This window comes from Bacillus cereus group sp. MYBK245-2 (assembly GCF_051916145.1).
Lineage (GTDB): Bacteria > Bacillota > Bacilli > Bacillales > Bacillaceae_G > Bacillus_A > Bacillus_A pacificus.
Map to the genome: position 1 here is coordinate 53,401 of NZ_JBQAGB010000010.1, position 26,835 is coordinate 80,235.

Genomic DNA, 26,835 nt, shown 5'->3' on the forward strand with positions numbered 1-26,835 from the left:
TTAAGAAACTATTTTTAACATGTATTGTATACGGAAAGTTCGCCCTATAAAGAAGCGATTATAAAAAGGTATTTGAGTAGATTACATTGATCATAGTGTTATTTCGATTATGAATAGGGAATGATGGAAAAGAAAGTGTAAGAGGGAGGAATTAATTTTGAAAAAGAAAATGATGATGGTATTCACTATTGGAGTAATGAGTTTAAGTATATTAGGGGGTGCCTCTCCTTCTGAAACATCAAAAGGAAAGACAGATTACAAGCAGCGCAATAAAGAACAATTAAACAATGGAAAGATACATGCTGTGCATACAGAAGAAAAGGCGGAGAATTTAGGGATTGAAACGGCAGGGAAAGAACAAATTACGCTAGAAAAAGAAATCCATGAGACGGAAGTAGGAAGAGAAGCGAAGCAGCTAGGAATTTCAATTGAAGGAAAAGATGTTGGAACTCTTTCAGAAGAAATCTATGAAACAAAAGTGAAGCAAGAAGCGTTAAAGTTAGGCATATCAATAGAAAACACATCAATTGTAAATTTGATTACTCAAATTAATACGATTAAAATTAGCGATGAAGCGGATAAATTAGGTATTTCAACAAATGGAAAAGAAATAGAGGAAATTGCGGAAGAAATCTATGGAACGAAAGTAAGAGAGGAAGCAGGGAAGTTAGGGATTTCACAAAAAGGAAAAGAGATAGAAACGTTAGCACAAGAAGTGTATGAGCAAAAAGTACAGGAAGAAGCCAAAAAATATCATATTGATTTGTATGGTAAAGATATATATCAAGTATTAAAAGAAATTAATGAACAAAAAGTATTACAAATGGCAGATGAGCTTAATATGGATAAAACGAATAGGAACGTTCAAGAATTAGCCGAAAAAATAAAAAAAGATCAGCCTGAAAAAGGAAAAGAACTAAATTTTGTACCGGTGATTCGCACGGATGCTGACGCGTTTTATTCGTATTTAACGAACTAAAAAGGGCGTGAGAGTGATACGGAGATGGAAGTGGTATATATGTATGGCTTTACTAGCTATAGCAGTATGGAATGTATATACAAATGGAATTACAAAGTATGTGGAGAAGTTAACATTCTTCAATATACAAAGCGGAAAAGAAGCGGAGTTTAGTAAGGATGGTGAAAAGGTCATCTTATCAAATGTACCTTTCATTCAGCAATTACCAGAACTAGATAGAGGCTGCGAAGTAACGAGCTTAGCGATGATGTTACAATACGCAGGCATTACAGTGGATAAGATGAAATTAGCAAATGAAATAAAGAAAGTTGATTTTATGAACGATGGTGTACGTGGGAATCCAAATGAAGGATTTGTAGGAAATATTTACACCTTTTCTGAATCAGGATATGGTGTATATCATGGACCACTTTTTCAATTAGCGAAAAAGTATTTACCTAACAAAGCTGTGGACTTAACAGGGAAGAGTATAGAAGAACTTTATAAGAGTGTAAAATCAGGACAACCGGTAGTCATGATTACAAATGCAACATTTGCGCCATTAGATGAAGATGAATTTACTACATGGGAAACAACTAGTGGAGATGTTTCTATTACGTATAATGAACATTGTGTTGTACTTGTTGGATATGATAAGGAATTTGTATATATTCGAGATCCTCTAAGTGACAGTTTAGATGTAAAAGTACCGAGAGAGAGTTTTGAAAAGGCCTGGATGCAAATGGGGAGTCAGGCGGTTAGTTATGTGAAAAGCAATTAGTAAGGAATTGTAAGCGGCGTTTTTGTGGGGGCTTTTTGTTACGAAATAAGAGAACTTCAGCATATATAATAAGCTGAAGTTCTCTTATTTTTTATGCTTAAATCTTTAGAAGTAGTGAATATGTAAAAATGCATAATTGACAAAAAAATTACATGTTATCATTATATATTGTTTTATATATGTTACTTATATAAAATTACACAAGTATTCACATTACATAAAGGAGGCTTATTATGCAAAAAATATTTAACTGGGTTAAATGTATGAGTATCAAGAAAAAATTAATCATTTCATTTTTTCTAATTTTAACTATACCAGGACTTATTATCGGTGGTGTTTCATATCAAACTGCCAAAACAAATTTTGAACAACAAATCACAGGTAAAGCAAAGGAAAACATTTCGATTTTAAATACTGTTATTTCTCAAAATATAGAAGAGAAATTTGTTGATGCAGCATACTTTGCAGACATCTTAACAGAGGATACATATCCAAACGGACAAGAAGAAATAGTAAGAACGAAGTTAGTGCAATATATAAAACTTCATCCAGAAGTAGAAGGTATTTATATTGGAACGCAGACAGGAAAGTTTATAAGAGAACCATTTATCCAAATGGATGATGGGTATAATCCAACAGATAGATCTTGGTATAAAGAAGCACATGAAAATAAAGGGAAAGTAATTGTTACTGCACCATATCAATCAGCATCTACAAAAAATATGGTAGTGACAATTGCAAAAGAAGTAAAAGATGGTAAAGGTGTTATAGGAATTAACTTAAATCTAGATAACATCTTGAAAATTTCCAAAATGATTAACATTGGTGAAAAAGGTTATGCAGTTATTTTAGATCAAAATAAGCAAATTGTTAGTCATCCATCTAGAAAACCAGGTGCAAAAGTTACTGATCCTTGGATTAAACCGATTTATGAAGAAAAACAAGGAAATGTCTCTTATACAGAACAAGATGATAAAAAGAATTTAATCTTTGCAACAAATGAGAAAACGGGCTGGAAAGTAGTTGGAGTTATGTTTGATGAAGAAATTACCCAAGCTGCGAATCCAGTATTTTATAAGACTTTTATTGTTATTGCTATCGCTATTGTATTTGGTAGTGTATTAATTTATTTCATTACAAAGTCTATTACAAGACCATTAAGAAAAATAGCTGACTCGGCACATAAAATTAGTAAGGGAGATTTAACAGAGAAAATTACAATCCATTCCAAGGATGACATTGGGAAATTAGGGAATTCCTTTAATGAAATGTCTGCCTCTTTACAAGATGTGATTACTCAAATTAGTTTTTCAGCAGAACATGTCGCTGCATCGGCTGAAGAGTTAACAGCGAGCGTACAGCAAGCAAATGATGCGACAGACCAAATTACAATTGCAATGGAACAAGTATCAGGTGGGGCTGAATCACAAAGTCAAGGTGTTGAAGAAGGTGCGGCTACATTGCAACAAGTAAATACAGCAATTCAAGATGTAACTGGAAGTGCAGAGTCAATTTCTATTTCCTCATTACATGCGCGAGAAAGAGCCAAAGAGGGAGAAGATTTAGTTGAACAAACAGCAAAACAAATGCAGTCTATTTCTAGGTCGGTATCCGAGTCAGATGCTATTATTAAACTTCTTGATGAAAAATCAAAGCAAGTAGGAGCTATTTCTGAAGCAATCCAAAACATCGCTACTCAAACGAACTTATTAGCTTTAAATGCGGCTATTGAAGCAGCAAGAGCAGGTGAACAGGGACGAGGATTTGCTATTGTAGCAGATGAAGTTAGAAAATTAGCGGAGCAGTCCGGAGAATCATCTGGAGAGATTGCAAATTTAATTGCAGAAATTAAGGCTGATATTGAACATACTGTTAAGGCGATGGATAATGTGAATGGGGAAGTCCAACAAGGCCTTGATGTTGTAACAAAAACGAAAGTAAGTTTTACGGAAATTTTAAGTTCTACTACACATATTGTTTCTCAAGTGAATCAAATGGTAGAAACAACGAAGAGAATTGCTGGAGATGCAAATGAAGTGACAAATGCTATTGATGAAATTGCAGCGGCTGCAGAAGAAAATACAGCTAGTATGCAAAGTGTTGCTGCTTCAACAGAAGAACAAATGAATTCAATGGAAGAAATTAGTTCAGCTTCGCAAAATTTAGCTGAGATGGCCGAAGAACTACAAGCGATGACTAGTAAATTTAAAGTATAATAACAGCAGATAAGTAAGGTGAAAATAATATCACCTTACTTATTTTTCTATTCAGCAATTAGGGGAGTCATTAACGGGATGAAAAAAAGAAAAAGACTATGGAATTTATGGAAAACGATTACATTGTTAGTTTGTACAGTTGTAATTTTTTCTTTACTTGTGACAGATATATTAATTAGTCATAATGTAGAACGGACAACGGAGGATAGCCAGGCAGAGAAAGCAAAAACAATTGCACACATTGTGGCGAATGATTCAATTGTAATCGATGGTTTAATTGGGAAGACGGATACTGCTGCAATTCAAACGTATACAAATAGAATATTAAAAAACACAGGTGTTCAATTTATTGTAGTTATGGACATGAATGGAATAAGAAAATCACATCCAAATCCTCAAAAAATAGGTCATCATTTTATTGGGGGAGATGAAGGGCCTGCATTGAAAGGAAAGGAACATGTATCGCTGGCAGAAGGAACTTTAGGTATTTCAATGCGAGTATTTGTACCTGTATTTTCTGAAACAGGTGAACAACTTGGAGCGGTGGCCGTTGGTATTTCAGCAGATAATGTAAAAGAGAGAGTTAAGGAAAGTAGACATATCATTTATATTGGTGTCGGAGTTGGAGTACTAGTCGGAATTATAGGAGCAATATTGCTAGCTAGACATATAAAGAAAAGTTTATTCGGTCTTGAACCTCATAGGATAGCGAAAATTCTTGAAGAAAGAAATACGATGCTACAATCTGTAAAGGAAGGTATTATTGCTGTAGATAAAGAGGCAAATGTAACTTTAATAAATAATGAGGCAAAACGATTGTTTAAGAAAAGTGGATTAGAAGAAGATTTTATCGGTAAAGATGTTGAGTTATATATGCCTAATTCACGTATAAAAGAAGTATTAAAAACGGGAGAAGTACAATTAAACGAAGAACAAAATATTTATGGAATTACAATTGTGACGAATCGTGTTCCTTTATATGTAAAAGGAGAAATAGTTGGCGCAATTGCAACATTTCGTGATAAAACAGAGATTAGAAAATTAGCAGAAGAATTAACTGGTATTAGATTATATGCGGAAGCATTACGGGCACAATCGCATGAATTTATGAATAAAATGCATGTCGTATTAGGGCTTACACATATGAAGCAGTATGAAGAATTACAGAAATATATAAGCGGTATGGTATCAGAGCATCAATATGAAATTGGTGGGATTATGAAAAGAATAAAAAGTCCAGTATTTGCTGGTTTTTTACTCGGGAAACTTAGCTATGCTAGAGAGAAAAATATAAAATTAATTATAAGTGAAGATTCTTACATGCCAGAAATAGAGGATGAAAGTATTACTCATGAATTGATTACGATTGTCGGAAATTTAATTGATAATGCATTAGAGGCAGTGACGAATTGTGAAAAGAAGCAAGTTGAAGTTGAGATACAATATGGGGATACACTAACCATTACAGTACAAGATACGGGAAAAGGTATACAAGAAGAAGAAATAGGGTCATTATTTACGAAAGGTTATTCCACAAAGGGGGATAACCGTGGTTATGGTTTGTATCTTGTAAAAGAAAGTATACAGCGAATAAATGGAGAAATTCATGTGTATTCATTAGTAGGAAAGGGAACAACGATAACAATTGAAATACCTAAAGGTAGGGATGAGAGGCAAATATGATTAAAGTTTTAATTGTAGAAGATGACCCGATGGTAGCAATGTTAAATACGCATTATTTAGAGCAAGTAGGAGGGTTTGAACTTGTTCAAGCAGTGAATTCGGTAAAATCGGCGATAGAAGTATTAGAGGAATCACGAGTAGATTTAGTATTACTTGATATTTTTATGCCTGAAGAGACTGGATTTGAGCTTTTAATGTATATTCGGAACCAAGAAAAAGAAATCGATATTATGATGATTTCAGCTGTACATGATATGGGGAGTATTAAAAAAGCATTACAATATGGCGTAGTAGATTATTTAATTAAACCATTTACATTTGAACGATTTAAAGAAGCATTAACTATATATCGAGAAAAACTTACTTTCATGAAAGAACAACAAAAAATTAGTCAATCGGAATTAGATTCGTTAATTTTGCAAAAAGAAAAAAGAGAACCTACTGTCATGAAAGAGCTTCCGAAAGGATTAACGAAGCAAACGATGCAATTAATTTGGAAGAAGATCGAGTCGTTGAATGGACGAGCGTTTACAACAGATGAAATGGCGCAATTAGTTGGTGTTTCAAGAGTTTCTATTCGAAAGTATGTAATGTTTTTAACAGAAATTGGAGTATTAGAAAACGAAATGGTGTATCAACATGTAGGGAGACCGGTGAGTAAATTAAGATGTATTGACCAAAATAAAATAGCGTTTTACGTATAAGCGACTTATTATAAGTCGCTTATACTTTTTTTAATTACAAAATCAATTACAAAACTTACAAAAACTATTTTTACTATTGAAAGCGTTTTAATATTGTTATTAAGAAAACAAGGGGGTGCCATATGGGAATTCAAAAGGATGTGGAAGCGGTATCATTTTCTGGAGGAAATGAAGTACAAAGAGAATCTTTCGCTTCTAAAATTATAAATGTAAAAATCGGTGTTATACCTTTACCGTTATATGTAGTATTGGCTGCTATTATTTATGGGGCATCTGTATATAATAAATTACCAGCAGATATGATTGGTGGATTTGCAGTTATTATGATCATGGGTATTTTCTTAGGAGACATTGGGATGAGAATTCCAATTTTAAAAAATATCGGTGGTCCAGCAATACTTTCGTTATTTATTCCATCATTACTTGTATTTTTTAACTGGATGAATCCAGCTTCAATGGAAGCTGCGACTATGTTAATGAAAAAATCGAACTTTTTATATTTATATATTTCTTGTTTAGTAGTCGGAAGTATTTTAGGAATGAATCGTAAAGTATTAGTACAAGGTTTCGTTCGTATGTTTATTCCTTTAGTAGTAGGGACGTTAGCTTCTGTAGTAGTAGGGTTATTGGTCGGTTCACTATTTGGATTTGAAATGAAGCAAACATTCTTCTTTATCATTGTACCAATTGTGAGTGGTGGTATCGGGGAAGGAATTTTACCATTGTCGCTAGCCTATAGTGATATTTTAAATGAATCATCAGCAACGTTTGTATCACAGCTTATTCCAGCAGCTATTATTGGAAATATGTTCGCAATTGTGAGTGCAGGGTATATGAAGCGTTTAGGTGAGAAGAAACCGGAGCTTAGTGGTAACGGTGTATTAGTAAAAACAGACAATCAAGCAGAGTTATTAAAAGAACAAAATACAGAGAAGCCAATTGACTTCTCATTAATGGGAGCAGGTTTATTAATTGCGTGTACGTTCTTCATCTTCGGAGGATTTGCTTCTAAGTTCATCGGTATCCCTGGGGCAATCATTATGATCTTCTCGGCAGCACTTGTGAAATACTTTAAATTAATGCCCGCAAAAATGGAGCAAGGAGCATTCCATCTATATAAATTCATTTCGAAGAATTTAACTTGGCCTTTAATGGTTGGACTAGGATTACTATATATTCCGCTAAAAGACGTAGCAGCAGTTCTTTCTGTAGGGTATGTTGTTGTGTGCGCATCAGTTGTTCTTACAATGGTAGCATCAGGTTTTCTTGTAGGGAAAGTGATGAAAATGTATCCAGTTGAATCAGCAATTGTAACTGGATGTCATAGCGGTTTAGGCGGAACTGGAGATGTTGCTATTTTATCAGCTTCAAATCGAATGGAATTAATGCCGTTTGCGCAAATTTCGACTCGTTTAGGCGGGGCAGCAATGGTTGTAACAGCGACAATCTTATTAAAAATGTTTTCATGATTAAACAAGCTAGCTATATTCATATAGCTAGCTTGTCAAATTAAGGGGAGATTATAAGTATGTTAGAAAATCAAATTAATGAAAGATCATTGTTATTGCATAAAGAATTAGTAGGGAAAATTGAGATTACAAGTAAAGTAGAAGTAAATTCAGCGGATGATTTAAGTCTGACATATACACCAGGTGTAGCGGAGTCTTGCAAAGCAATTGCAGCAGATGAAGAAACAGTGTATGACTATACAGCACGTGGGAATATGGTGGCAGTTGTCTCAGACGGAACAGCGGTACTCGGTTTAGGAAACATTGGACCGAAAGCGGCTATGCCTGTTATGGAAGGAAAAAGTATATTATTTAAGAAATTTGCTAATGTAGATGCTTTCCCGTTATGTTTAGGTACGACTGATGTGGATGAAATCGTTACCCTTGTTAAAAATTTAGAGCCTACATTTGCAGGGATCAATTTAGAAGATATTGCAGCGCCGCGTTGTTTTGAAATTGAAAAACGTTTAAAAGAAGAAACGAATATTCCTGTATTCCATGATGATCAACATGGAACAGCTATCGTCGTCTTAGCAGCTGTTATTAATGCATTAAAAGTTGTTAGCAAACAAATGGATCATGTGAAGATTGTTATTAACGGTGCTGGTTCGGCAGGAATTGCAATTGGAAAATTATTATTAAAGGCTGGTGCACAGCACATTACGTTAGTTAGCTTAGAAGGTATTGTTTGTGAAGGGGAAGCATGGATGAACGAAGCGCAAATTGAAGTTTCAAAAAAGACAAATCGAGAACATGTACGTGGAACGTTAAAAGAAGCAATTCATCAGGCTGATATCTTTATCGGTGTATCTGCCCCTAATGTATTAACGAAAGAGCTTGTAAAGACGATGAATGAGAAAGCAATTGTGTTTGCAATGGCGAATCCAATTCCAGAAATCTTCCCTGAGGATGCGTTAGAGGCTGGAGCAGCTGTAGTAGGAACTGGGCGCTCGGATTATGCGAATCAAGTAAATAATGTATTGGCGTTCCCTGGAATATTCCGCGGTGCGTTAGATGTGCGTGCGACTGATATTACAGAAGAAATGAAATTAGCGGCAGCATATGGGATCGCTAACATCATTACGGACGAAGAACGTAATGCGAATTATGTAATCCCAAATCCATTAGATAAAAGAGTTGTTCCAAGTGTTGCTGAAGCAGTAGCGAAAGCAGCGATTGATTCAGGTGTGGCACGAATTACGAGAATACCAAGTTATTAATAGCTAAAAGCAGTGCCTAAAAAGGCACTGCTTTTTTGAGATAAGAAATCAAAATAATGAAGAAGTGTAAAATCATTTATTTATGTTTCCTCATTATTTATTTAATTCCATTGCAACTTGTTTACCATTTACTAAAACTTCAGTTACTGCTACGATCACTTCTATCATTTTTTTCATCTCTCATCTCTCCTCGTGTCATTTCTTACTTTAAGTATAAGAGAAGAGAGATACTTTAACTATCGAAGTATATGACGTAGAAATTACATTGTTGTAAGAAAGTGGTTTATTTTTGTCACTTTACTCAGCGGTGATTACAAACTGATCATAATATTTTTCATTTACATATATGTTTAATACCCATAATCCAGATGAAGGTAGTGACATAGTGAGAGGGAGTTCGTTTGTAGTGGAATCAATTGTATTTGAAGTAGTCCAAGTTGGTTTGGAAGTTTCTTGTTGAAAGAGTACGGGTGTTGGAGTTACTGATCCTTGCTTTAGTGCAATAATAGATAGTTTTCCAGTTGGCATTTCAGGATCTAAAAAGTACCACATCATTTCATTTTTTTCATTTGCGATAATAGGGCTATCGGCCATTGCAATTTTGTCTTCGATACCTCTTAAAGGTATTTTTTCTTGTATGAAGGAGGGTGTTTCTTCCCAATTTACATCTTTTAAAACGCTAAGGTGAAAGAAGGAAGGTGCATTAACTTGAGTGGATGACGTTGCGATAGCTTCTTTTTTAGGTAATTCTGAATCAGGTTGCAATTGCGAGCATCCAGTGATGAGAAAGAAGAACAGTAGCATAGTTCCGATTTTTTTCATGGTGCCACACTCCTAATTTTGATTGTTAGTGTAATTGTATTTGCCAGAAAGCGGGACAATTCCTTTAAAGTATAAAAAGAGGTCGTAAGTTTTGTACGACCTCTTTTGACATTTTTTATATTTGTTCAGATGTAAAGGCTGGCTCATTCTCTTTTTGCGGCATCGTTAAGAAAATAACAGAAAGAACGATACATACGCCGCCTAATAATTGATATGCTCCAAAAGATTCATTCAGCCAAGCGATTGAAACGATGGCAGCTACAAGTGGTTCAATACTAGATAAAATGCTTGTTTCTGTTGCTGCTAAATATTTCAGACTACCGATATAAAGAAGAAAAGAAAGAGTTCCACTTATGATGATAAGAATAAGCATTGAAAAAGTTTTTGTTGTAAAAGTTTGCGAAAGCTCATGCCATCCAAACGAGCGATTACAAATAAGCAGGGCAATGCCGCCAATTAACATCCCCCATCCAATTACTAGGGTTGTTCCGCATTCTTTAATAAGGGAAGCTGGATGAAGGGTATAAAATGCAAATCCAATTGCTGTTAATAGGCCAAAAATAATGGCTTCTTTCGATAAAACAATATTTTCAATTGAACCGTTTGTAATAATAAAGTACGTTCCCGTTAGCGCAGTTATAATTGCGAGTAGTTGCATAGAAGCAGGGAATTTTCGTTGTTCAAATGCGACATAAATGGTAATAAAAACAGGACCTAGAAATTGAAATAATGTCGCTGTGACCGCGTTACTAATATGAACTGTTTCGATAAAGGCGTATTGTGCACCGAGCATGCCGAGAATAGAGAAAATAATAAGTTGTATAGAATGTCTAGGGTGTTTCCAAATTTGAAAAATGTTTTGTTTCTTTATCAGTAAAAAAGATAAAATAAATATTCCCGCAAGCAGCAATCGAATTGTTAAAAAATCAATTGAGGATACATTAGTATGCTGAAATAGCCACTGAATCATTGGACCAGATAATCCCCATAATGTAGCCCCTGTAATAATCATAATGAGTCCGATACGTCTACCATTGTTCATTATCATGTTTCTCCTTTCTGGTATTTGATTTTTTATGTGTGACATGATAAAAGGAATTATATATAACTTCTGGTACTGTAAAAAGTATCAGATTGTAGTTTTATTAAGGGGTCAGATATTATGTTAGAATTAACGCCTAATTTAAATATGAATAGTAAAAAGGCATTGTACGTGCAATTGTATGAGTATATAAAAAAAGAGATTAAAGATGGAACGATTGTCCCTTTTACGAAATTACCGGCTAAGCGAAAGTTAGCGATACATTTACAAGTAAGTAAAAATACAGTAGAGGCAGCGTACGAACAATTACTTGCAGAAGGTTATATTGAGTCGATATCGAGAAAAGGTTATTTTGTATGCAAGATTGAGCAAATGGTTCATGTAGAGGATAGCGAAGAGAGAATAGAAGAAGTACTGTTTCAGGAGAAGAGTTATAAATTTGACTTTACACAAACAGGCATTGATACAAATGCTTTTCCATTCAATATGTATCGGAAAATTGTAAATGAAGTATGGCAGCCGTATAATAACGAACTTCTCTTTCTAGGACACCCTCAAGGGGAAGCGAGCTTAAGAGAAGAGATTACGAATTATTTGTATGAATCTAGAGGTGTACGTTGTTCAGCTAGTCAAATTGTATTAGGTGCGGGAACACAAATATTAGTGAAACTATTGTTTCAATTGTTAAAGGGAAGCAACTATGCAGTGGAAAACCCAGGGTATCATAGGAAAATGGTCGTTTTTGAACAGGGAGAAGAGAAGGTTCAAATGTTGTCTTTAGATAGGGACGGCATTTGTATGGCAGATTTAGAAAATAGCAATGCGAATGTTGTATTTGTTACACCTTCCCATCAGTTTCCATATGGAATGATTATGCCTATTACGAGAAGGACGCAGCTTTTACAATGGGCGAAGAAAGCGAAAGACAGGTATATTATTGAAGATGATTATGATAGTGAATTTCGCTATTCTGGAAAGCCTATACCGGCGCTGCAAGGGTTAGATACAGAGGGGAAAGTTATTTATATGGGGACGCTATCTAAAGCATTATTGCCATCGCTACGGATGAGCTATATGGTGTTGCCGAAGAAATTAATTAAAAAGTATCAACAGCAATATTTATTTTATACACAAAGTGTTTCAAGAATGGACCAAGAAGTGATTAGAAAGTTTTTAAATGAAGGCTATTGGGAAAAACATATTCATAAAATGCGTGTCGTCTACCGAAAAAAGAGGGATCGACTTGTCTTTGAAATAGAAAAGTATTTCTCTAATCGTGTTGAAGTGATAGGAGAAGATTCAGGATTGCACATTTTATTACAAGTGCATAATGGAATGCGAGAAGAAGAATTAATTCAAGAAGCTGCGAAACATAGTATTAAAGTATATCCTGTGTCTACGTACTATAAAGACGGTACTGCGCCTGAAAATGTAGTTTTACTTGGGTTTGCGATATTATCAGAGGAAGAAATTGCAAAAGCGATTCAATTATTAAATATAGCGTGGTTTAGAAAAAAGTAAAAAAACATCCTCATACGAGAGGATGTTTTTTATTATTTATTTTCGTCTAAGAATAAGACCATATGCTCTTCGTCCCAATATTGTCCGTTATATTTTAATGAACGTTCTTGCACACCGAATGTTTTAAATCCTAATGATTCATAAAGTTTTTTTGCTCCATCGTTGCCAACAACAACATCAAGCATAACTTGTTCTACTTCTAAAGATTTAGCAAGTTCAAGACATTCTTTAATAAGTGCTTTTCCTGCTCCAAGTCCGCGTGCTTTTGGAGACACATATACAGAACCGATTTTAGCTTTATGTTCTTGTTTTACATATGGTTTCGTTTCCAGTGTTGCAACCCCGATTAATTTTCCATCTTTGAATGCGCCTAGCGTATAGTTTTCATCTTGTGCTAATTTTTGTGCTTTATATTCAATCGCACACTCTTTATTAATAATATCTTCATAAGAAGAGCTAAAAGCTTCAGGGTTTTGCTTTAATCCTTCTACACGAAGTTCTAAGTAAATTTCCGCTTCGTCTTTTGTTAATACATGGATATCCAATTATATCACCCTCCAAATCTTTGACAAATGTATCTTTACCCCGCTATTTGTGGGCAGTAGACTCCAACTTTAAAATCCAGCGAATGCGCGGAAGTTAGATTGGAGATAACTGCCCGTAAATGCCCGATTGGTTCAACTAATAATCCATGGGGTGAACCATTCCATGGATTAAAGTTTCACTTTATTTTATATTGAAATAAGAATAATTTCAAAAGCTTAGCCTAAATGAGCTGATTTTATGAACAAAATAACACCAGTAGTGTTTACTACTACTGGTGTTTTCACACACATATTATTCAAAAGGTAGCTCAATTATAAAGGTTGTTCCTACCCCTAATTTGCTTGTTACTAGAATGGAACCGTTATGCAATTCCACAATTTCTTTCGCAACAGCTAGCCCGATACCCTTTCCTCCAGTAGCTCTCGTTCTAGATTTATCAACACGATAAAAACGATCGAAAATATGAGGAATATCTTCCTCAGGAATACCTTCACCTTCATCTTGTACACTTATTGTAAAAGAATTTGTTTCTGTGAGTACGCGTATTGTAATAGTGGTGTTTTCTAGCGAATGTTGATAAGCATTGTGTAATAAATTTAACATAACTTGTTCCATACGTCTTTCGTCTATGCAAACTTCTAAATCGTCTTTGCAATATACATGGAGTTGCATTTGTTTGTTAGTTAATGTTGTTTTTGTTTTTTCAACCATTCGTTCTAAAAATGGTTGAAGGGTCACTTTTTGTTTTTTTATAACAAATTGGTGTTGTTCTAATTGTACAAGCATAAATAAATCTTGAACGAGATCAGTTACACTATCTGTTTCATCCTCAATGATTTGTAAGTATTCTTCTCGCTCTTCTTTCGTTAAAGTGTCTCTCTTTGCTACTTTCGCATAACCTTTCATATAGGTCAATGGAGTTAATAGTTCATGGGCGACACTAGCAAGAAATTCATTGCGTTCTTTTTTCATATAAGTTAGTTCACTGGACAAATCTTCAATCGTTTTTGCTAAGCTTCCAAGTTCATCATTCCGTTTAATACCTAATTGAATTGGCTTATTTAATTTTGGCATTTTTTCTGTTGCCCTCTTCATTTTTATAAGCGGTTCTGTAATAACACGAGAAAAAACAAAGACAGAAATAGTTGTTAAAATAACCGTCAATATACTAATAATAAGGAATTGATTCATGAGTTTAAGTAACATTCTTTCTAAGAAAGATGTTTTTAATAACATATATAAATTACCTTGAAATCCTTGAATTTCAATTGGGCTTACTGTTGAGATGAATTTTGATTTTTTCCAATTTCTCTCAATAATTAATCCGTCTTTTGGAATAGGTTCTGTTTTACAAGTAAGTTGTTTTTGCATTTCCTTTGTTACGGGTTCTGAGTTAGAGATAATTTTTCCGTCATTGTCAGTGATAATGATAGTTATATCCGAATTAGCAATTAACTCGGATTCAATTAATCCTTCAGCCGCATGTTCGATAGTGAACTCCTGATACCCATAACGTTTTGGACGTTCAGTGTATTGCTGGTGTTTAGTACGTTCATTCCACTCTGCACGTTTTTTTAGCATTTTACTATAGCGATTACCTTTTTCTAAAAGAGCAAGTGTTTCTTCCTCAATCCGCATTGTTGAAATGCTTTTGTAAAAAGATACGAAAGCAATTGTTTCAATACATAAAGCTAATATTAAAAAGTATGTCCCAATTTTAAGTGAAAGTTTACTCATTTTCTCACCATACCTTATTTCATATAAAGGGTCAGTGGTATGGTATTTTCCACTGACCGAAGTAATTATTCACTTTTCCATTTATATCCGACCTTATAAACAGTTTCTAAGTAATTTTCAACTGGAAATCCTTTTTTACGTAATTTATCACGGATATTGCGAATATGTGAATCGATTGTTCTATATTCAATGTCTGTTTCATAACCCCAAATTTTTTCAATTAAATCATCTCGGCTATAAGCACGGTTTGTATTTTGTAAAAATAGTCCAAGCAACGAGAACTCGATAGGAGTTAGTGAGATTTTTTCATCATATACTGTGACGGTATGTTTCGTTTTATCCCACTCAATACCATTGAAGCTAACGAATCCATCCTTCTTTGTACGGCGTAATATAGCCTCAATTCGTGCAACTAATACATGCTCATCAAATGGTTTTGTAATATAGTCATCTGCGCCGATCGTAAGGCCTTTTACCATATCGTAATTTTGATTACGAGCTGTTAGCATAATGATTGGAACGTTGGAAATTTGACGGATTTGATAGCAAGTATCCCATCCATCCATATTCGGCATCATTACATCTAACAAAACAATATCGAAGTCTTTTTGTTCTATTAACTTTAGTGCTTCAAGGCCAGAGGTAGCTTTCATACAAAAATAGCCACGAGGACTTAAGAACAGATCTAATAATCGTAACATACGTTCTTCATCGTCTACTAATAAAATTTTTACCATAATCTTGTGCACCCCAAACTGTTCATTCTACTTGTATAGTTTACATGAAAATGATAAAAAACTCTTTTTATGTGATTGAGTGGAAGAGTGATTTCTCGCTCAGAGTAATTGACATAAAAAATGCACTAGTTTTGCACAACTATTTTTTATAATAGAAAACGTAGCGACACAAAATACCCTATGTTGCGACATAACGTCATGTCATTTTATTTATAAAATGACAATTCCATTCTATTGTGTATGTGAGATAGAGAGGGTTTTCGTATTCACCTCGCATCGGATAAGAAAAATTTCCTATCTCACACTTTTTTTAAAAGGAGATCATACACATGAATCCAAAAGAAGAAATTTCAAAAAAAGAAAAGCAAGATCGTAATACGGTTGTCATGTGCGTTGCCGTATCTATGGTTATTATTATAAGTTGTGTAAATAAAATTTTGGGGATTTTATAATATAAAAAAAGCTTATTGCTTCTTAAGAAGCAATAAGCTTTTTTCGTTGTTAGGGGGAGTATTTTTATCCGACTTTAATGGGCAGTAAGACCCCCACTTCAAAATGCAGCGAAAGCAAAGAAGTTAGGTGGGGGGCGGGCTTCCCATAAAAGTCCGATTGGTGAGGGCTGATTAAAGTTTCACTTTATATAATAAACCAAGGTAAAATTGCTAATCCAGAAGTTACAATTGCTGTAGTAAATATTAAAACCATAGCTCGTTTGTTTTGTTTCATGTCACATTCTCCTCTACATATCAAGTACATGCGATCAGCGTGGGATGTAGTTCCCCACTGAGTAAAGTTTCACTTTACACTTTTAGTATAATGAATGGAAAGGTTTGGTACGATCGATAAAGGTGACATGAAGATTACATTGTTGTAATGAAAAAAGCACCTTTCTTAATAAGAAGATGCTTTTAAAAACTATATTGAAGTATTAATCATTTAAGAATAGAACCATATGTTCCTCGTCCCAATATTGACCGTTATGTTTTAATGAACGCTCTTGTACGCCGTAAGTTTGGAAACCTAATGATTCATATAATTTTTTTGCTGCATCGTTACCAACTACAACATCGAGCATAAGTTGTTCTACATGTAATTTATCGGCATTCTCGATAATTGCTTTAATGAGAGCCCGTCCTGCTCCAAGGCCACGTGCTTTAGGGGAAACAAAAACGGAACCGATTTTTGCTTTATGTTCTTGTTTAATGAAAGGCTTTGTTTCTAAAGTAGCAATGCCGATTAAATCGTTATCTTTGAAGACCCCTAGAGTATACTTATCCGGATTGCTTAATCGTTTTGCCATAGCAGCTACAGGATCCTCATGTTTCAGAACATCTTCATAAGAAGAGCTAAAAGCTTCCGGGTTCTTCGTTAAACCTTCCATACAAACTTTTAAATATATTTCTGCGTCCTCTGTCGTTAATAAGCGAATTTCCATCGTTGTAACCTCCTTGGTCGATTTTAAATCAAATAAATCCATTACATATATAAGAATGTGTATGCGTTTTGTTAGCAGTCTCTTTTAATTTGTAAAAGAATGAAAAGATATATGCTACAATATTTTGTTTTTAATTATGTAATGAAATTATATATTAACTTTATTAACTATTCAAGTGTTTAATATATTACATTTTCATAACTAAAATAACTCCTCGATTGAGGAGTTATTTTAGTTATTCGATCGATAACCATCAATTCGATGTGGATGTGTGTAAATATTACAAGATTCATTTCTAATAAATCCTACGACGGTAATGCCTAAATCGTGAGCGAGTTGCAATGCTAATTTTGTTGGTGCGGATTTAGATAGAACAATTTCACATCCGATTTTTGAAACTTTGAGTAAAATTTCGGATGAAATGCGTCCGCTAAATGCAATGATTTTTCCTTTAACAGATATATTGTTGCGTAAACAATGTCCATATATTTTATCTAATGCATTATGTCTTCCAATATCCATTCTTGATAGGAGGATATTGTTTCGATCACATAGTGCGGTATTGTGAACACCGCCGGTTTGACGAAAGGTAGTGGAAGATTGTTGTAAAGTATTCATTAAGTAAAAGCATTCTTCAGGAGTAATTTTTACATGTATATCATGTAAATCTTTTGCTTTCGCTGCGTCGTTAACGAAAATAAAACCTTGTCTACCTTTTCCACAGCAGGAAGTGATGTATCGTTTATTATATAAATTTTGATAGAGCGGATTTATTTTTGATGATGTTACATGGACAATTCCGTTATCTTTTTGCACCCATAGTTCTTCAACATCTTTATAAGAAGAAATAATCCCCTCAGAAATTAAAAACCCAATTACCATATCTTCAATATAATTTGGTGTACATACGACTGTTACATATTCTTCACCATTCAATTTAATCGTAATAGGAGATTCTGTAACAATCTCATCAAGTTGTTTTGAAAATGTACCAGATTGATAACGTACAATTGTATACGTTTCTTGCGTAGGCTCCATATTAAATTCCCCTTTTTTATGTATTTCTCTCCCATATTTATCATAAAACAATGGGAAAAATAAAAACACCTATTAGGAAGAAGATCACAGATTATTTTGGTTATTATTGTATATGTACGATATAATAGAAATGTAGAATAGTGAAATTTTCAAGCTTTCGTAGTGATGCCTTATAAACATCTAGAATCGACTTCAAAAGAAAAGTATTTGGGCAGGGCGTTTCAAAAATATGTACAATCCACTTATGAAAACGGATTCATAAGTGGATTGTACAGTTGGTTGTAAGGAGAGGGGAAACTATGGCAGAACAGACAGTCCGTGTAACCGTGGATGGTAAAGAATGTTCCACATCGGGTGAAAAGACGATACTACAATTATTTAACGAGAGTAATTTGGAACATCCTCAAATTTGTCATGTACCAGAAGTAGATCCAATTCAAACTTGTGATACGTGTATTGTAGAAGTAGATGGGAAGTTAATGCGTGCTTGTTCAACGAAAGTAGAGAACGGTATGCATATCGAAAGACAGTCCCAGCGTGCCAAAGAGGCGCAGACTGAGGCGATGGATCGAATATTAGAGAATCATTTATTGTATTGTACCGTGTGTGATAACAATAATGGTAATTGTAAAGTCCATAACACCGTACATATGATGGGAATTGAAGAACAGAAATATCCGTATGAGCCGAAAGTAAGTGCTTGTGAAGTGGATATGTCACATCCGTTTTATCGGTATGATCCAAATCAATGTATTGCTTGTGGACAGTGTGTAGAAGTATGTCAAAACCTACAGGTTAATGAAACTATATCGATAGACTGGAGCTTAGATCGTCCGCGTGTTATATGGGATAATGGTGTAAGTATAAATGACTCATCTTGTGTAAGTTGCGGGCAGTGTGTAACAGTATGTCCATGTAATGCGTTGATGGAGAAATCCATGTTAGGTGAAGCTGGATTTATGACAGGATTAAAACCAGATGTGTTAGATCCGATGATTGATTTTGTAAAAGATGTAGAGCCTGGATATAGTAGTATTTTAGCGGTTTCAGAAGTAGAGGCTGCGATGCGTAAGACGAAAGTGAATAAAACAAAAACAGTTTGTACATTTTGTGGTGTCGGTTGTTCATTCGAAGTATGGACGAAAGATCGCCATATATTAAAAGTGCAACCTGTTTCAGATGCACCAGTTAATGGAATTTCCACATGTGTAAAAGGTAAATTTGGATGGGACTTTGTAAATAGTGAAGATCGAATTACGAAGCCATTAATTCGCCAAGGAGATATGTTTGTTGAAGCTACTTGGGAAGAGGCATTAGAAGTTGTTGCTTCTAACATGCAGCATATTAAATCTGAATACGGCAGCGATGCATTTGGATTTATTTCTTCATCGAAAGTAACAAATGAAGAAAATTACCTTATGCAAAAACTAGCTCGACAAATATATGGAACGAATAATGTAGACAATTGTTCTCGTTATTGTCAATCTCCAGCAACAGACGGTTTATTTAAAACTGTCGGTATGGGCGGAGATGCAGGAACAGTGAAAGATATAGCTGAAGCAGGCCTTGTCATTATCTTTGGTGCGAATCCAACAGAAGGACACCCTGTGCTTGCGACGCGTGTAAAACGTGCTCATAAATTACACGAGCAAAAACTAATCGTAGCAGACCTTCGTAAACATGAAATGGCAGAGCGTGCGGATTTATTTATTCATCCGCGCCAAGGTACGGATTACGTATGGCTTGCTGGTGTTACGAAATATATTGTTGATCAAGATTGGCACGATAAAAAGTTTTTAGCTGAAAATGTGAAGAACTTTGATGAATATAGCACAATGTTAGAAAAGTATACGCTTGAGTATACAGAAGAAATTACGGGGATTTCAAAAGAGAATCTGAAAGAAATGGCTCGTATGATATATGAAGCAGATGGAACTTGTATACTTTGGGGAATGGGTGTAACGCAAAATACAGGAGGAAGTACAACATCTGCTGCTATTTCAAATTTACTGCTTGTTACGGGGAACTATCGTCGTCCTGGTGCAGGCGCATATCCATTACGAGGTCATAATAATGTACAAGGTGCTTGTGATATGGCGACATTACCAAACTGGCTTCCAGGTTATCAAGCAGTATCGGATGATACGCTTCGTGCTAAGTTTGAAAAAGCATACGGCACAACGATTCCGAAAGCACCAGGATTAAATAATATTGCAATGTTACTTGCGGCAGAAGAAGGAAAACTACGTGGTATGTATGTCATGGGGGAAGAAATGGCTTTAGTAGATTCGAATGCCAACCATGTACAACATATTTTAGCGAATTTAGACTTCCTCGTTGTTCAAGATATGTTCTTATCAAAAACAGCTCGTTTTGCTGATGTTATTTTACCAGCGGCACCAAGCTTAGAAAAAGAAGGAACGTTTACGAATACAGAGCGACGTATTCAAAGATTATATGAAGTATTAAAACCGTTAGGTGATTCAAAACCAGACTGGTGGATTTTACAAAAAGTTGCTCGTGCACTAGGCGGGGATTGGAATTATGAAAGTCCAAGTGAAATTATGGACGAAATCGCATCACTTGCACCGTTATACTCTCAAGCAACGTACGACCGTCTAGAAGGTTGGAATAGTTTATGTTGGGGTAGCCATGATGGTAGTGATACACCGCTATTATATGTAGACGGATTTAACTTCCCAGATAAACTAGCTCGTTTATCATTAGATGAATGGGTACCACCGGTTGTAGCGCCAGATGAGTATGATTTACTTTTAAATAATGGACGTATGCTAGAACATTTCCATGAAGGGAATATGACAAATAAGTCGGCTGGTATTTTATCTAAAGTATCTGAAGTATTCGTTGAAATTTCACCTGAACTCGCTATAGAGCGCAATGTGAAAGATGGTGGTCTTGTAGAATTAGCATCACCATTTGGCAAAATTAAAGTACAAGCGCTTATTACTGATCGTGTAACGGGGAAAGAGCTATACTTACCGATGCATGCAACGATAAATGAAGAAGCGATCAATATTTTAACTGGGACGGCAACAGACCTTTATACGTGTACACCGGCGTACAAACAAACGATGGTGAAAATGCGTGTATTACGTGAAAAAGGAAATCGTCCGTTACCATCTTCAAACCCGCGAGATAAAAAGCGTAATCCGCAAAATGGTGTTGAAATCGAGCAAAAATGGCAAAGAAAACAATACGTATCACTCGTGGACTAGGGGGCGGAGATAGTGGCGAAAGAAATTACTTTAATTAAAAAGAAAGTTGTAACAGAGGAAGAACAGAAACAGCAAGTAGCAGATGAACTTCTAAATGAGCTATCTAATAATCGTGAAGCAGTAGAAGAAACGATGCAGCTGTTAGCACAGTTGCAGAAGGCTGGTATATTAGATGCGGCGATTAGTTTACTTGCCGCGAAGGAAGATGTTTCAAAGATCGCTGTGGAGCAATTAAATCGTGAACCAGTTAAAAATGCACTCAACAATATGATGGGGGCCGGAGAAGCTTTATCTTCAGTTGATCCGGAAGTAACGAAACAAATTACATCCAGCTTAGTTACTGGATTACAATTTGCAACAGATGAATTAAATAGTGGTAAAAAAACAAAAGTGATGGATTTCTTTAAAGTGTTAAAAGATCCAGATATCAATAGAGCCATTACATTCGGTTTTAGCTTCTTGAAAGCATTTGGACAAGGATTAGAAAAAAAATAGAGTAAGTGAAAAAGTGATGGGGAGTAACCATCACTTTTTTCATTGTATGTATAAGAGTGTTCATGTTAAGCGGAATATATTATTATTAAAAAGATGGGTTAGAAATGGAAATATGGAATCCATCTCAAATATCGTTTTAGAATGTGGAGGAATATATGCAACACCGTAAAAGACTATCTATACCAGGAGTAATAGGACATTCCTTTCAAACAGTTAAATTTGCTTTTTGGAATGTATTAACCTTTCAACTCGCTTATAAATTATTAGCAGCGATTGTATTTGTCCCGCTATTTGGGATCATTTTTAATAAGTTATTGTATTTGGGTGGTTATGCAAATGCGACGAATGATGAATTATTAGCGTTTTTAAAGACACCATACGGCATTTTGGCAATTGTAATTTTATCATTGTTAGCGCTGTTTCTTATCTTTACGGAATTTGCGGTGCTTATTATTATTTCGTACTTTGCTCATAAAAGGCAAAAGGTGAGATTACGTCCAATTTTGTATAAAACAGTAACGTATTTACCTACCCTTTTCACATATTGCTTACCAGGATTTATTTTATATGCTGTCGTATTGTTACCTCTTTTAAATATGGGATATGAAACAGCATTAATCCCGCAAATTCAAATTCCTAACTTCATTACAGGAGAACTGTTTAAGACTACGATGGGACAAGTTGGTTATTATACATTCTTTGCTGTAGTTGCGTATTTGAACCTTCGCTGGATTTTTGTTCTACCTATTGTTGTTTTGGAGCAAAAGCCATTTCGCGTGGCAGCACGTAAAAGTGCGAAGTTAGTAAATGAAAGCTTTTTTAAAGTACTATTCTTTTTAGTCGGATTTTTTATTTCAATAGGAATTGTGTATGTCCTATTTTTAGGAATATATTTATTGTGTCTATGGGGTGTTTATGAATTTACAAACCCGAAAGGGACATTTGCATTATTAGCGGAATCCACAATGTCTGTATTTTTAACGAGTACATTGTATTTATTTAGCTTTATCGTGACACCATTTTATATTATGGCGATTACGCGATTGTATTTACAAAAGGTTCCAGTTGAAGATGTTTTATTAGAAGAAGGGTTGGATTATTCGAAAACGAAAGCAGATAAATGTTTCTTCCAAAAACATCGTTGGAAATTTATTGGTGTATATATTGTAGGAATTATTACTGCGGGCATGGTTGTTGCTTTTATTGTGACCTTTATTACAAACACATATAAAGAACCGATTATTATGGCTCATCGAGGTTATATTTCAAAAGGTGTAGAGAATACGAAAGAAGCTGTGCAGGGAGCTATTGATGCGAAAGCAGACTACGCTGAAATTGATGTACTTCAAACAAAAGACGGTGAACTAGCAGTTATACATGATTTGAAGTTGAAACGTCTTGCCAATGCTAATGTTCATGTTTCGGATTTAACGATGGACGAGTTAAGACAGCTTACTCTTAGTCAAGATGGGTTTTCAGGACAAATCAGTACACTTGATGAAATCATTAAGGTGGCTAAGGGGAAAATCAAACTTAATATTGAAGTGAAGCTTCATGGTGGCGAAAAAGATTTTGTAAATAAAGTATTAAAAACGATTAAAGATAATGAATTTGAGAAGCAATGTGTCATTCAAACGTTACATTACCCACTTATAAAAGAGTTTAAGCGTGCAAATTCAGATATAAAAGTCGGATATATACTGTATGCAAGTAGAGCCAATTTAAAGAATGTAAAGGCTGATTTTTATGTAGCGGAAGAATACATGTTAAATAAGAAATTAGTAAAAGAAGCAAGGAAGTTAAACAAACCAATTTACGTATGGACGGTAAATGATATGGAAAGTTTAAAGGGATATTATAAGTTAAACGTAGATGGTATCATTACCGATTACCCTGAAGATGCACGTGAAACAATTAAGGTGTTAAAAGAGCAAGAAGCGGAAGAAAGTGATCTGTTTGATAAAATTACGGAAACAACAGATGATTTATTTTCCAAGTTATTTATAAGTTATCCAGCTGCTAGTTAAATGCTAGCAGCTGTTTTTTTATGAAAAGAATATATCCCTAAAGTATTGTGTAAATTAATAAATGTATATGTATACGTCATCATTGGGGTTTCTTACATTGTTACATTATTGTCGAATAATAAATGATTACTGCTTATTTTAAAGGAGTATAATAAAAATAGAGTGATAGATAATGAGATGGAACAAAGAGGGTAATAGAATCAATGTTCCATATATTTACACTATTCTAAATATATAAACTTTAAAAATGTAGTATGTTAGCGTTTTCATAACTTTTAAGTTATGCTAGAATAAGGACATAAGTTATTAATTATTAAAAAAAGAAAAAAGACTTTCTTTTTTCTGTTAATTATAAGGGGGCATTTCATTATGCGTATTGGGGTACCAGCAGAAATTAAAAACAACGAAAACCGTGTGGCAATGACACCAGCAGGTGTTGTACATTTAATTCGTAACAATCACGAAGTATTCATTCAAAAGGGTGCAGGTTTAGGATCTGGTTTCACAGATGCTCAGTATGTTGAAGCAGGAGCAAAAATTGTTGATACAGCTGAAGAAGCTTGGAACATGGAAATGGTTATGAAAGTTAAGGAACCAATTGAAAGCGAATACAAACACTTCAGCGAAGGTTTAATCTTATTCACATACTTACACTTAGCTCCAGAACCAGAATTAACAAAAGCATTAATCGAAAAGAAAGTTGTTTCTATTGCATATGAAACAGTACAATTAGAAAACCGTTCTCTACCATTACTTGCACCTATGAGTGAAGTAGCTGGTCGTATGGCTGCACAAATTGGTGCACAATTCCTTGAGAAGAACAAAGGCGGTAAAGGTATCTTACTTGCAGGTGTTCCAGGGGTTAAACGTGGTAAAGTAACAATCATCGGTGGTGGACAAGCTGGTACAAATGCTGCTAAAATTGCAGTTGGACTAGGTGCGGATGTAACAATCATCGACTTAAGTGCAGAACGTCTTCGTCAATTAGATGACATTTTCGGAAACCAAGTAAAAACTTTAATGTCTAATCCGTACAATATTGCAGAAGCTGTAAAAGAGTCTGATCTTGTAATCGGTGCAGTATTAATCCCAGGTGCAAAAGCGCCAAAACTTGTAACAGAAGAAATGATTCAATCAATGGAACCAGGTTCTGTTGTTGTAGATATCGCGATTGACCAAGGTGGTATTTTCGAAACAACTGACCGTATTACAACTCATGATAACCCAACTTACGAAAAACACGGCGTTGTTCATTATGCAGTTGCAAACATGCCAGGTGCGGTTCCACGTACATCAACTCTTGCATTAACAAACGTAACAGTACCATACGCAGTACAAATTGCGAACAAAGGCTACAAAGAAGCTTGCCTAGGCAACTCTGCGTTACTAAAAGGTATCAACACATTAGACGGCTATGTAACATTCGAAGCAGTTGCAGAAGCTCACGGTGTAGAGTACAAAGGTGCTAAAGAATTATTAGAAGCAGAAACAGTATCTTGCTAATAGAAGCATTATACAAAACAAAATCGAACAATATATAAACCAACATGAGAAGAGCTAAGAGTGAATATCTCTTAGCTCTTCTTGGCAAAAGGGGGCATACATCGTGGCCAACCTATTTAAAAAGAAATCCGTTACGCAATTGTTAGGGGAAAGTAAAAGTAAAACTTTAACGAAAACGCTAGGGGCATTTGACCTAACAATGCTAGGGATTGGTGCGATAATTGGTACAGGAGTACTAGTATTAACAGGATTAGTAGCAGCAAGAGATGCTGGTCCAGCAGTTATCTTTTCATTCATGATTGCAGCGATCGTTTGTGGATTTGCAGCGTTATGTTATGCAGAAGTTGCATCTACACTTCCGGTTTCAGGTAGTGTATACACATATTCATATGCGACAATTGGTGAGTTTATTGCCCACCTAATGGGATGGACATTACTATCTGTATATGTCGTAACAACTGCCGCAGTAGCAGGTGGATGGACAGGTTATTTTAATAACTTAGTGAGTGGATTCGGATTAGAAATTCCAACAGAGTTGTTAAAGATTCCATCACAAGGTGGGATCGTGAATTTACCAGCAGTAGTCATTACATTAGTTTTAACTTGGTTACTATCAAGAGGTACGAAAGAAAGTAAGCGTGTGAATAACATAATGGTATTAATTAAAATTGGTATTGTTATTTTATTCATTGCAGTTGGTGCGTTCTACGTACAACCAGAAAACTGGACACCATTTGCACCATACGGTATGAGCGGAATCTTTGCCGGCGGAGCAGCAGTATTCTTTGCTTTCTTAGGATTTGATGCATTAGCAACTTCTGCTGAAGAAGTAAAAAATCCACAACGTGATTTACCGATTGGTATTATTGCTTCGTTAATTATTTGTACAATTATTTATGTTGTAGTATGTCTCGTTATGACAGGTATGGTTTCTTATAAAGAATTAGATGTACCAGAAGCTATGGCATATGTGTTAGAAGTTGTAGGACAAGATAAAGTAGCAGGTGTAATCGCAGTTGGAGCTGTAATTGGTATTATGGCTGTAATCTTTGCTTACATTTATGCAACGACACGTGTGTTCTTCGCGATGAGCCGTGATGGTTTATTACCAAAATCATTTGCGAAAATTAATAAAAAGACAGAAGCACCAGTATTTTCAACTTGGTTAACAGGTATTGGTAGTGCTTTAATTGCTGGATTTATCGATTTAAAAGAATTGTCGAATTTAGCGAATATTGGAGCATTGTTAACATTTGCGATGGTAGGTGTGTCAGTTATTATTCTTCGTAAAACACATCCGAACTTAAAACGTGGCTTTATGGTACCACTTGTACCAACGCTACCGCTTATTTCAATCGCATGTTGTCTATTCTTAATGTTTAACCTACCATTAACAACATGGATCTACTTCGGTATTTGGTTAGCAATTGGAGTAGTTGTATACTTTGTTTATTCGAAAAAACATAGTCATTTAAAAGACGATGGAAGTTCGCAGGATAATTTAGAACAAGCTAATTAAAAGCTTAATTAAAAGGGATATAAGTATAGTAAGCCTTGTGCGTCTAGGGAACGCGCAAGGCTTTTTTCTTTTGTACAAAGTGTATATTCTTTTTTGTATGAGAATGT

The 26,835-nt window shown here is 34.9% G+C and carries 21 protein-coding genes and 1 pseudogene; 15 read left to right on the forward strand and 7 right to left on the reverse strand.

Annotation, left to right across the window (positions count from 1 at the left end):
* Positions 1 to 157: 157 nt before the first annotated feature.
* The 8 genes and pseudogenes from ACTFRN_RS17215 (at position 158) to ACTFRN_RS17250 (ending at position 9,070) form a co-directional block, all read left to right on the forward strand.
* The gene (locus ACTFRN_RS17215) at positions 158 to 979 is read left to right on the forward strand and encodes a hypothetical protein (protein ID WP_014893329.1); all 822 of its coding nucleotides are present in this window, start codon (positions 158 to 160) and stop codon (positions 977 to 979) included.
* A 13-nt stretch (positions 980 to 992) separates the two neighbouring features.
* Positions 993 to 1,739, forward strand: a complete 747-nt coding sequence (locus ACTFRN_RS17220; RefSeq protein WP_041184472.1) for a C39 family peptidase — start codon at positions 993 to 995, stop codon at positions 1,737 to 1,739.
* A 263-nt stretch (positions 1,740 to 2,002) separates the two neighbouring features.
* A pseudogene (locus tag ACTFRN_RS17225) lies at positions 2,003 to 3,016 on the forward strand (HAMP domain-containing protein); the annotation flags it as partial.
* 120 nt (positions 3,017 to 3,136) lie between these two features.
* The gene (locus tag ACTFRN_RS17230; protein ID WP_440038342.1) at positions 3,137 to 3,955 is read left to right on the forward strand and encodes a methyl-accepting chemotaxis protein; all 819 of its coding nucleotides are present in this window, start codon (positions 3,137 to 3,139) and stop codon (positions 3,953 to 3,955) included.
* A gap of 78 nt (positions 3,956 to 4,033) precedes the next feature.
* Positions 4,034 to 5,638, forward strand: a complete 1,605-nt coding sequence (locus ACTFRN_RS17235) for a sensor histidine kinase (protein WP_000746418.1) — start codon at positions 4,034 to 4,036, stop codon at positions 5,636 to 5,638.
* Positions 5,635 to 6,342, forward strand: coding sequence for a response regulator (locus tag ACTFRN_RS17240; protein WP_000598676.1), 708 nt, complete (start codon positions 5,635 to 5,637; stop codon positions 6,340 to 6,342). Before ACTFRN_RS17235 ends, ACTFRN_RS17240 begins: the two co-directional genes overlap by 4 nt.
* Positions 6,343 to 6,464: 122 nt before the next feature.
* The gene (locus ACTFRN_RS17245) at positions 6,465 to 7,811 is read left to right on the forward strand and encodes a 2-hydroxycarboxylate transporter family protein (RefSeq protein ID WP_000512692.1); all 1,347 of its coding nucleotides are present in this window, start codon (positions 6,465 to 6,467) and stop codon (positions 7,809 to 7,811) included.
* 59 nt (positions 7,812 to 7,870) lie between these two features.
* Entirely contained in the window at positions 7,871 to 9,070 is a 1,200-nt protein-coding gene (locus ACTFRN_RS17250) for an NAD(P)-dependent malic enzyme (protein WP_000892419.1), read from the forward strand.
* Between the two features lie 297 nt (positions 9,071 to 9,367).
* Here ACTFRN_RS17250 and ACTFRN_RS17255 read toward each other — a convergent pair whose 3' ends face one another.
* On the reverse strand, positions 9,368 to 9,892 hold the full coding sequence (locus ACTFRN_RS17255; protein WP_049111768.1) for a DUF4871 domain-containing protein: 525 nt from the start codon (positions 9,890 to 9,892) through the stop codon (positions 9,368 to 9,370).
* Positions 9,893 to 10,007: 115 nt separating this feature from the next.
* Entirely contained in the window at positions 10,008 to 10,934 is a 927-nt protein-coding gene (locus tag ACTFRN_RS17260; protein WP_001059048.1) for a DMT family transporter, read from the reverse strand.
* 120 nt (positions 10,935 to 11,054) lie between these two features.
* Here ACTFRN_RS17260 and pdxR point away from each other — a divergent pair, with 120 nt between their 5' ends.
* Positions 11,055 to 12,455 (forward strand): MocR-like pyridoxine biosynthesis transcription factor PdxR, encoded by a 1,401-nt coding sequence (pdxR, locus tag ACTFRN_RS17265; RefSeq protein WP_000891907.1) that lies wholly within the window; start codon positions 11,055 to 11,057, stop codon positions 12,453 to 12,455.
* A gap of 32 nt (positions 12,456 to 12,487) precedes the next feature.
* Here pdxR and ACTFRN_RS17270 read toward each other — a convergent pair whose 3' ends face one another.
* The 3 genes from ACTFRN_RS17270 to ACTFRN_RS17280 all read right to left on the reverse strand — a co-directional run bounded on the left by ACTFRN_RS17270 (position 12,488) and on the right by ACTFRN_RS17280 (position 15,475).
* Positions 12,488 to 13,000 carry a GNAT family N-acetyltransferase gene (locus ACTFRN_RS17270; RefSeq protein ID WP_000351212.1) on the reverse strand — a complete coding sequence of 171 codons (513 nt, stop codon included), beginning with the start codon at positions 12,998 to 13,000 and terminating at the stop codon, positions 12,488 to 12,490.
* A 292-nt stretch (positions 13,001 to 13,292) separates the two neighbouring features.
* Positions 13,293 to 14,738, reverse strand: a complete 1,446-nt coding sequence (locus tag ACTFRN_RS17275) for a HAMP domain-containing sensor histidine kinase (protein WP_000041015.1) — start codon at positions 14,736 to 14,738, stop codon at positions 13,293 to 13,295.
* Positions 14,739 to 14,803: 65 nt separating this feature from the next.
* On the reverse strand, positions 14,804 to 15,475 hold the full coding sequence (locus ACTFRN_RS17280; protein ID WP_000238954.1) for a response regulator transcription factor: 672 nt from the start codon (positions 15,473 to 15,475) through the stop codon (positions 14,804 to 14,806).
* Between the two features lie 329 nt (positions 15,476 to 15,804).
* On the opposite strand from ACTFRN_RS17280, the gene ACTFRN_RS17285 reads away from it, so the two are divergent.
* The gene (locus tag ACTFRN_RS17285; protein WP_001068392.1) at positions 15,805 to 15,927 is read left to right on the forward strand and encodes a hypothetical protein; all 123 of its coding nucleotides are present in this window, start codon (positions 15,805 to 15,807) and stop codon (positions 15,925 to 15,927) included.
* A gap of 476 nt (positions 15,928 to 16,403) precedes the next feature.
* Here the strand turns inward: ACTFRN_RS17285 and ACTFRN_RS17290 are convergent, their stop codons facing one another.
* Positions 16,404 to 16,910: a GNAT family N-acetyltransferase gene (locus ACTFRN_RS17290; RefSeq protein ID WP_000405875.1), complete on the reverse strand. Its 507-nt coding sequence runs from the start codon at positions 16,908 to 16,910 to the stop codon at positions 16,404 to 16,406.
* 231 nt (positions 16,911 to 17,141) lie between these two features.
* Positions 17,142 to 17,948, reverse strand: coding sequence for a formate dehydrogenase accessory sulfurtransferase FdhD (gene fdhD, locus ACTFRN_RS17295; protein WP_048552721.1), 807 nt, complete (start codon positions 17,946 to 17,948; stop codon positions 17,142 to 17,144).
* 299 nt (positions 17,949 to 18,247) lie between these two features.
* Here fdhD and fdhF point away from each other — a divergent pair, with 299 nt between their 5' ends.
* The 5 genes from fdhF to ACTFRN_RS17320 all read left to right on the forward strand — a co-directional run bounded on the left by fdhF (position 18,248) and on the right by ACTFRN_RS17320 (position 26,728).
* Positions 18,248 to 21,184: a formate dehydrogenase subunit alpha gene (gene fdhF, locus ACTFRN_RS17300; RefSeq protein ID WP_088106333.1), complete on the forward strand. Its 2,937-nt coding sequence runs from the start codon at positions 18,248 to 18,250 to the stop codon at positions 21,182 to 21,184.
* A 12-nt stretch (positions 21,185 to 21,196) separates the two neighbouring features.
* Positions 21,197 to 21,679, forward strand: a complete 483-nt coding sequence (locus ACTFRN_RS17305) for a DUF1641 domain-containing protein (RefSeq protein WP_001040529.1) — start codon at positions 21,197 to 21,199, stop codon at positions 21,677 to 21,679.
* A gap of 155 nt (positions 21,680 to 21,834) precedes the next feature.
* The gene (locus ACTFRN_RS17310) at positions 21,835 to 23,706 is read left to right on the forward strand and encodes a glycerophosphoryl diester phosphodiesterase membrane domain-containing protein (protein WP_088106334.1); all 1,872 of its coding nucleotides are present in this window, start codon (positions 21,835 to 21,837) and stop codon (positions 23,704 to 23,706) included.
* A 369-nt stretch (positions 23,707 to 24,075) separates the two neighbouring features.
* Complete coding sequence (gene ald / locus ACTFRN_RS17315) at positions 24,076 to 25,209, forward strand: alanine dehydrogenase (RefSeq protein WP_001219745.1); 1,134 nt, start codon at positions 24,076 to 24,078, stop codon at positions 25,207 to 25,209.
* Between the two features lie 103 nt (positions 25,210 to 25,312).
* The gene (locus ACTFRN_RS17320) at positions 25,313 to 26,728 is read left to right on the forward strand and encodes an amino acid permease (protein WP_074568363.1); all 1,416 of its coding nucleotides are present in this window, start codon (positions 25,313 to 25,315) and stop codon (positions 26,726 to 26,728) included.
* Positions 26,729 to 26,835: the final 107 nt, after the last annotated feature.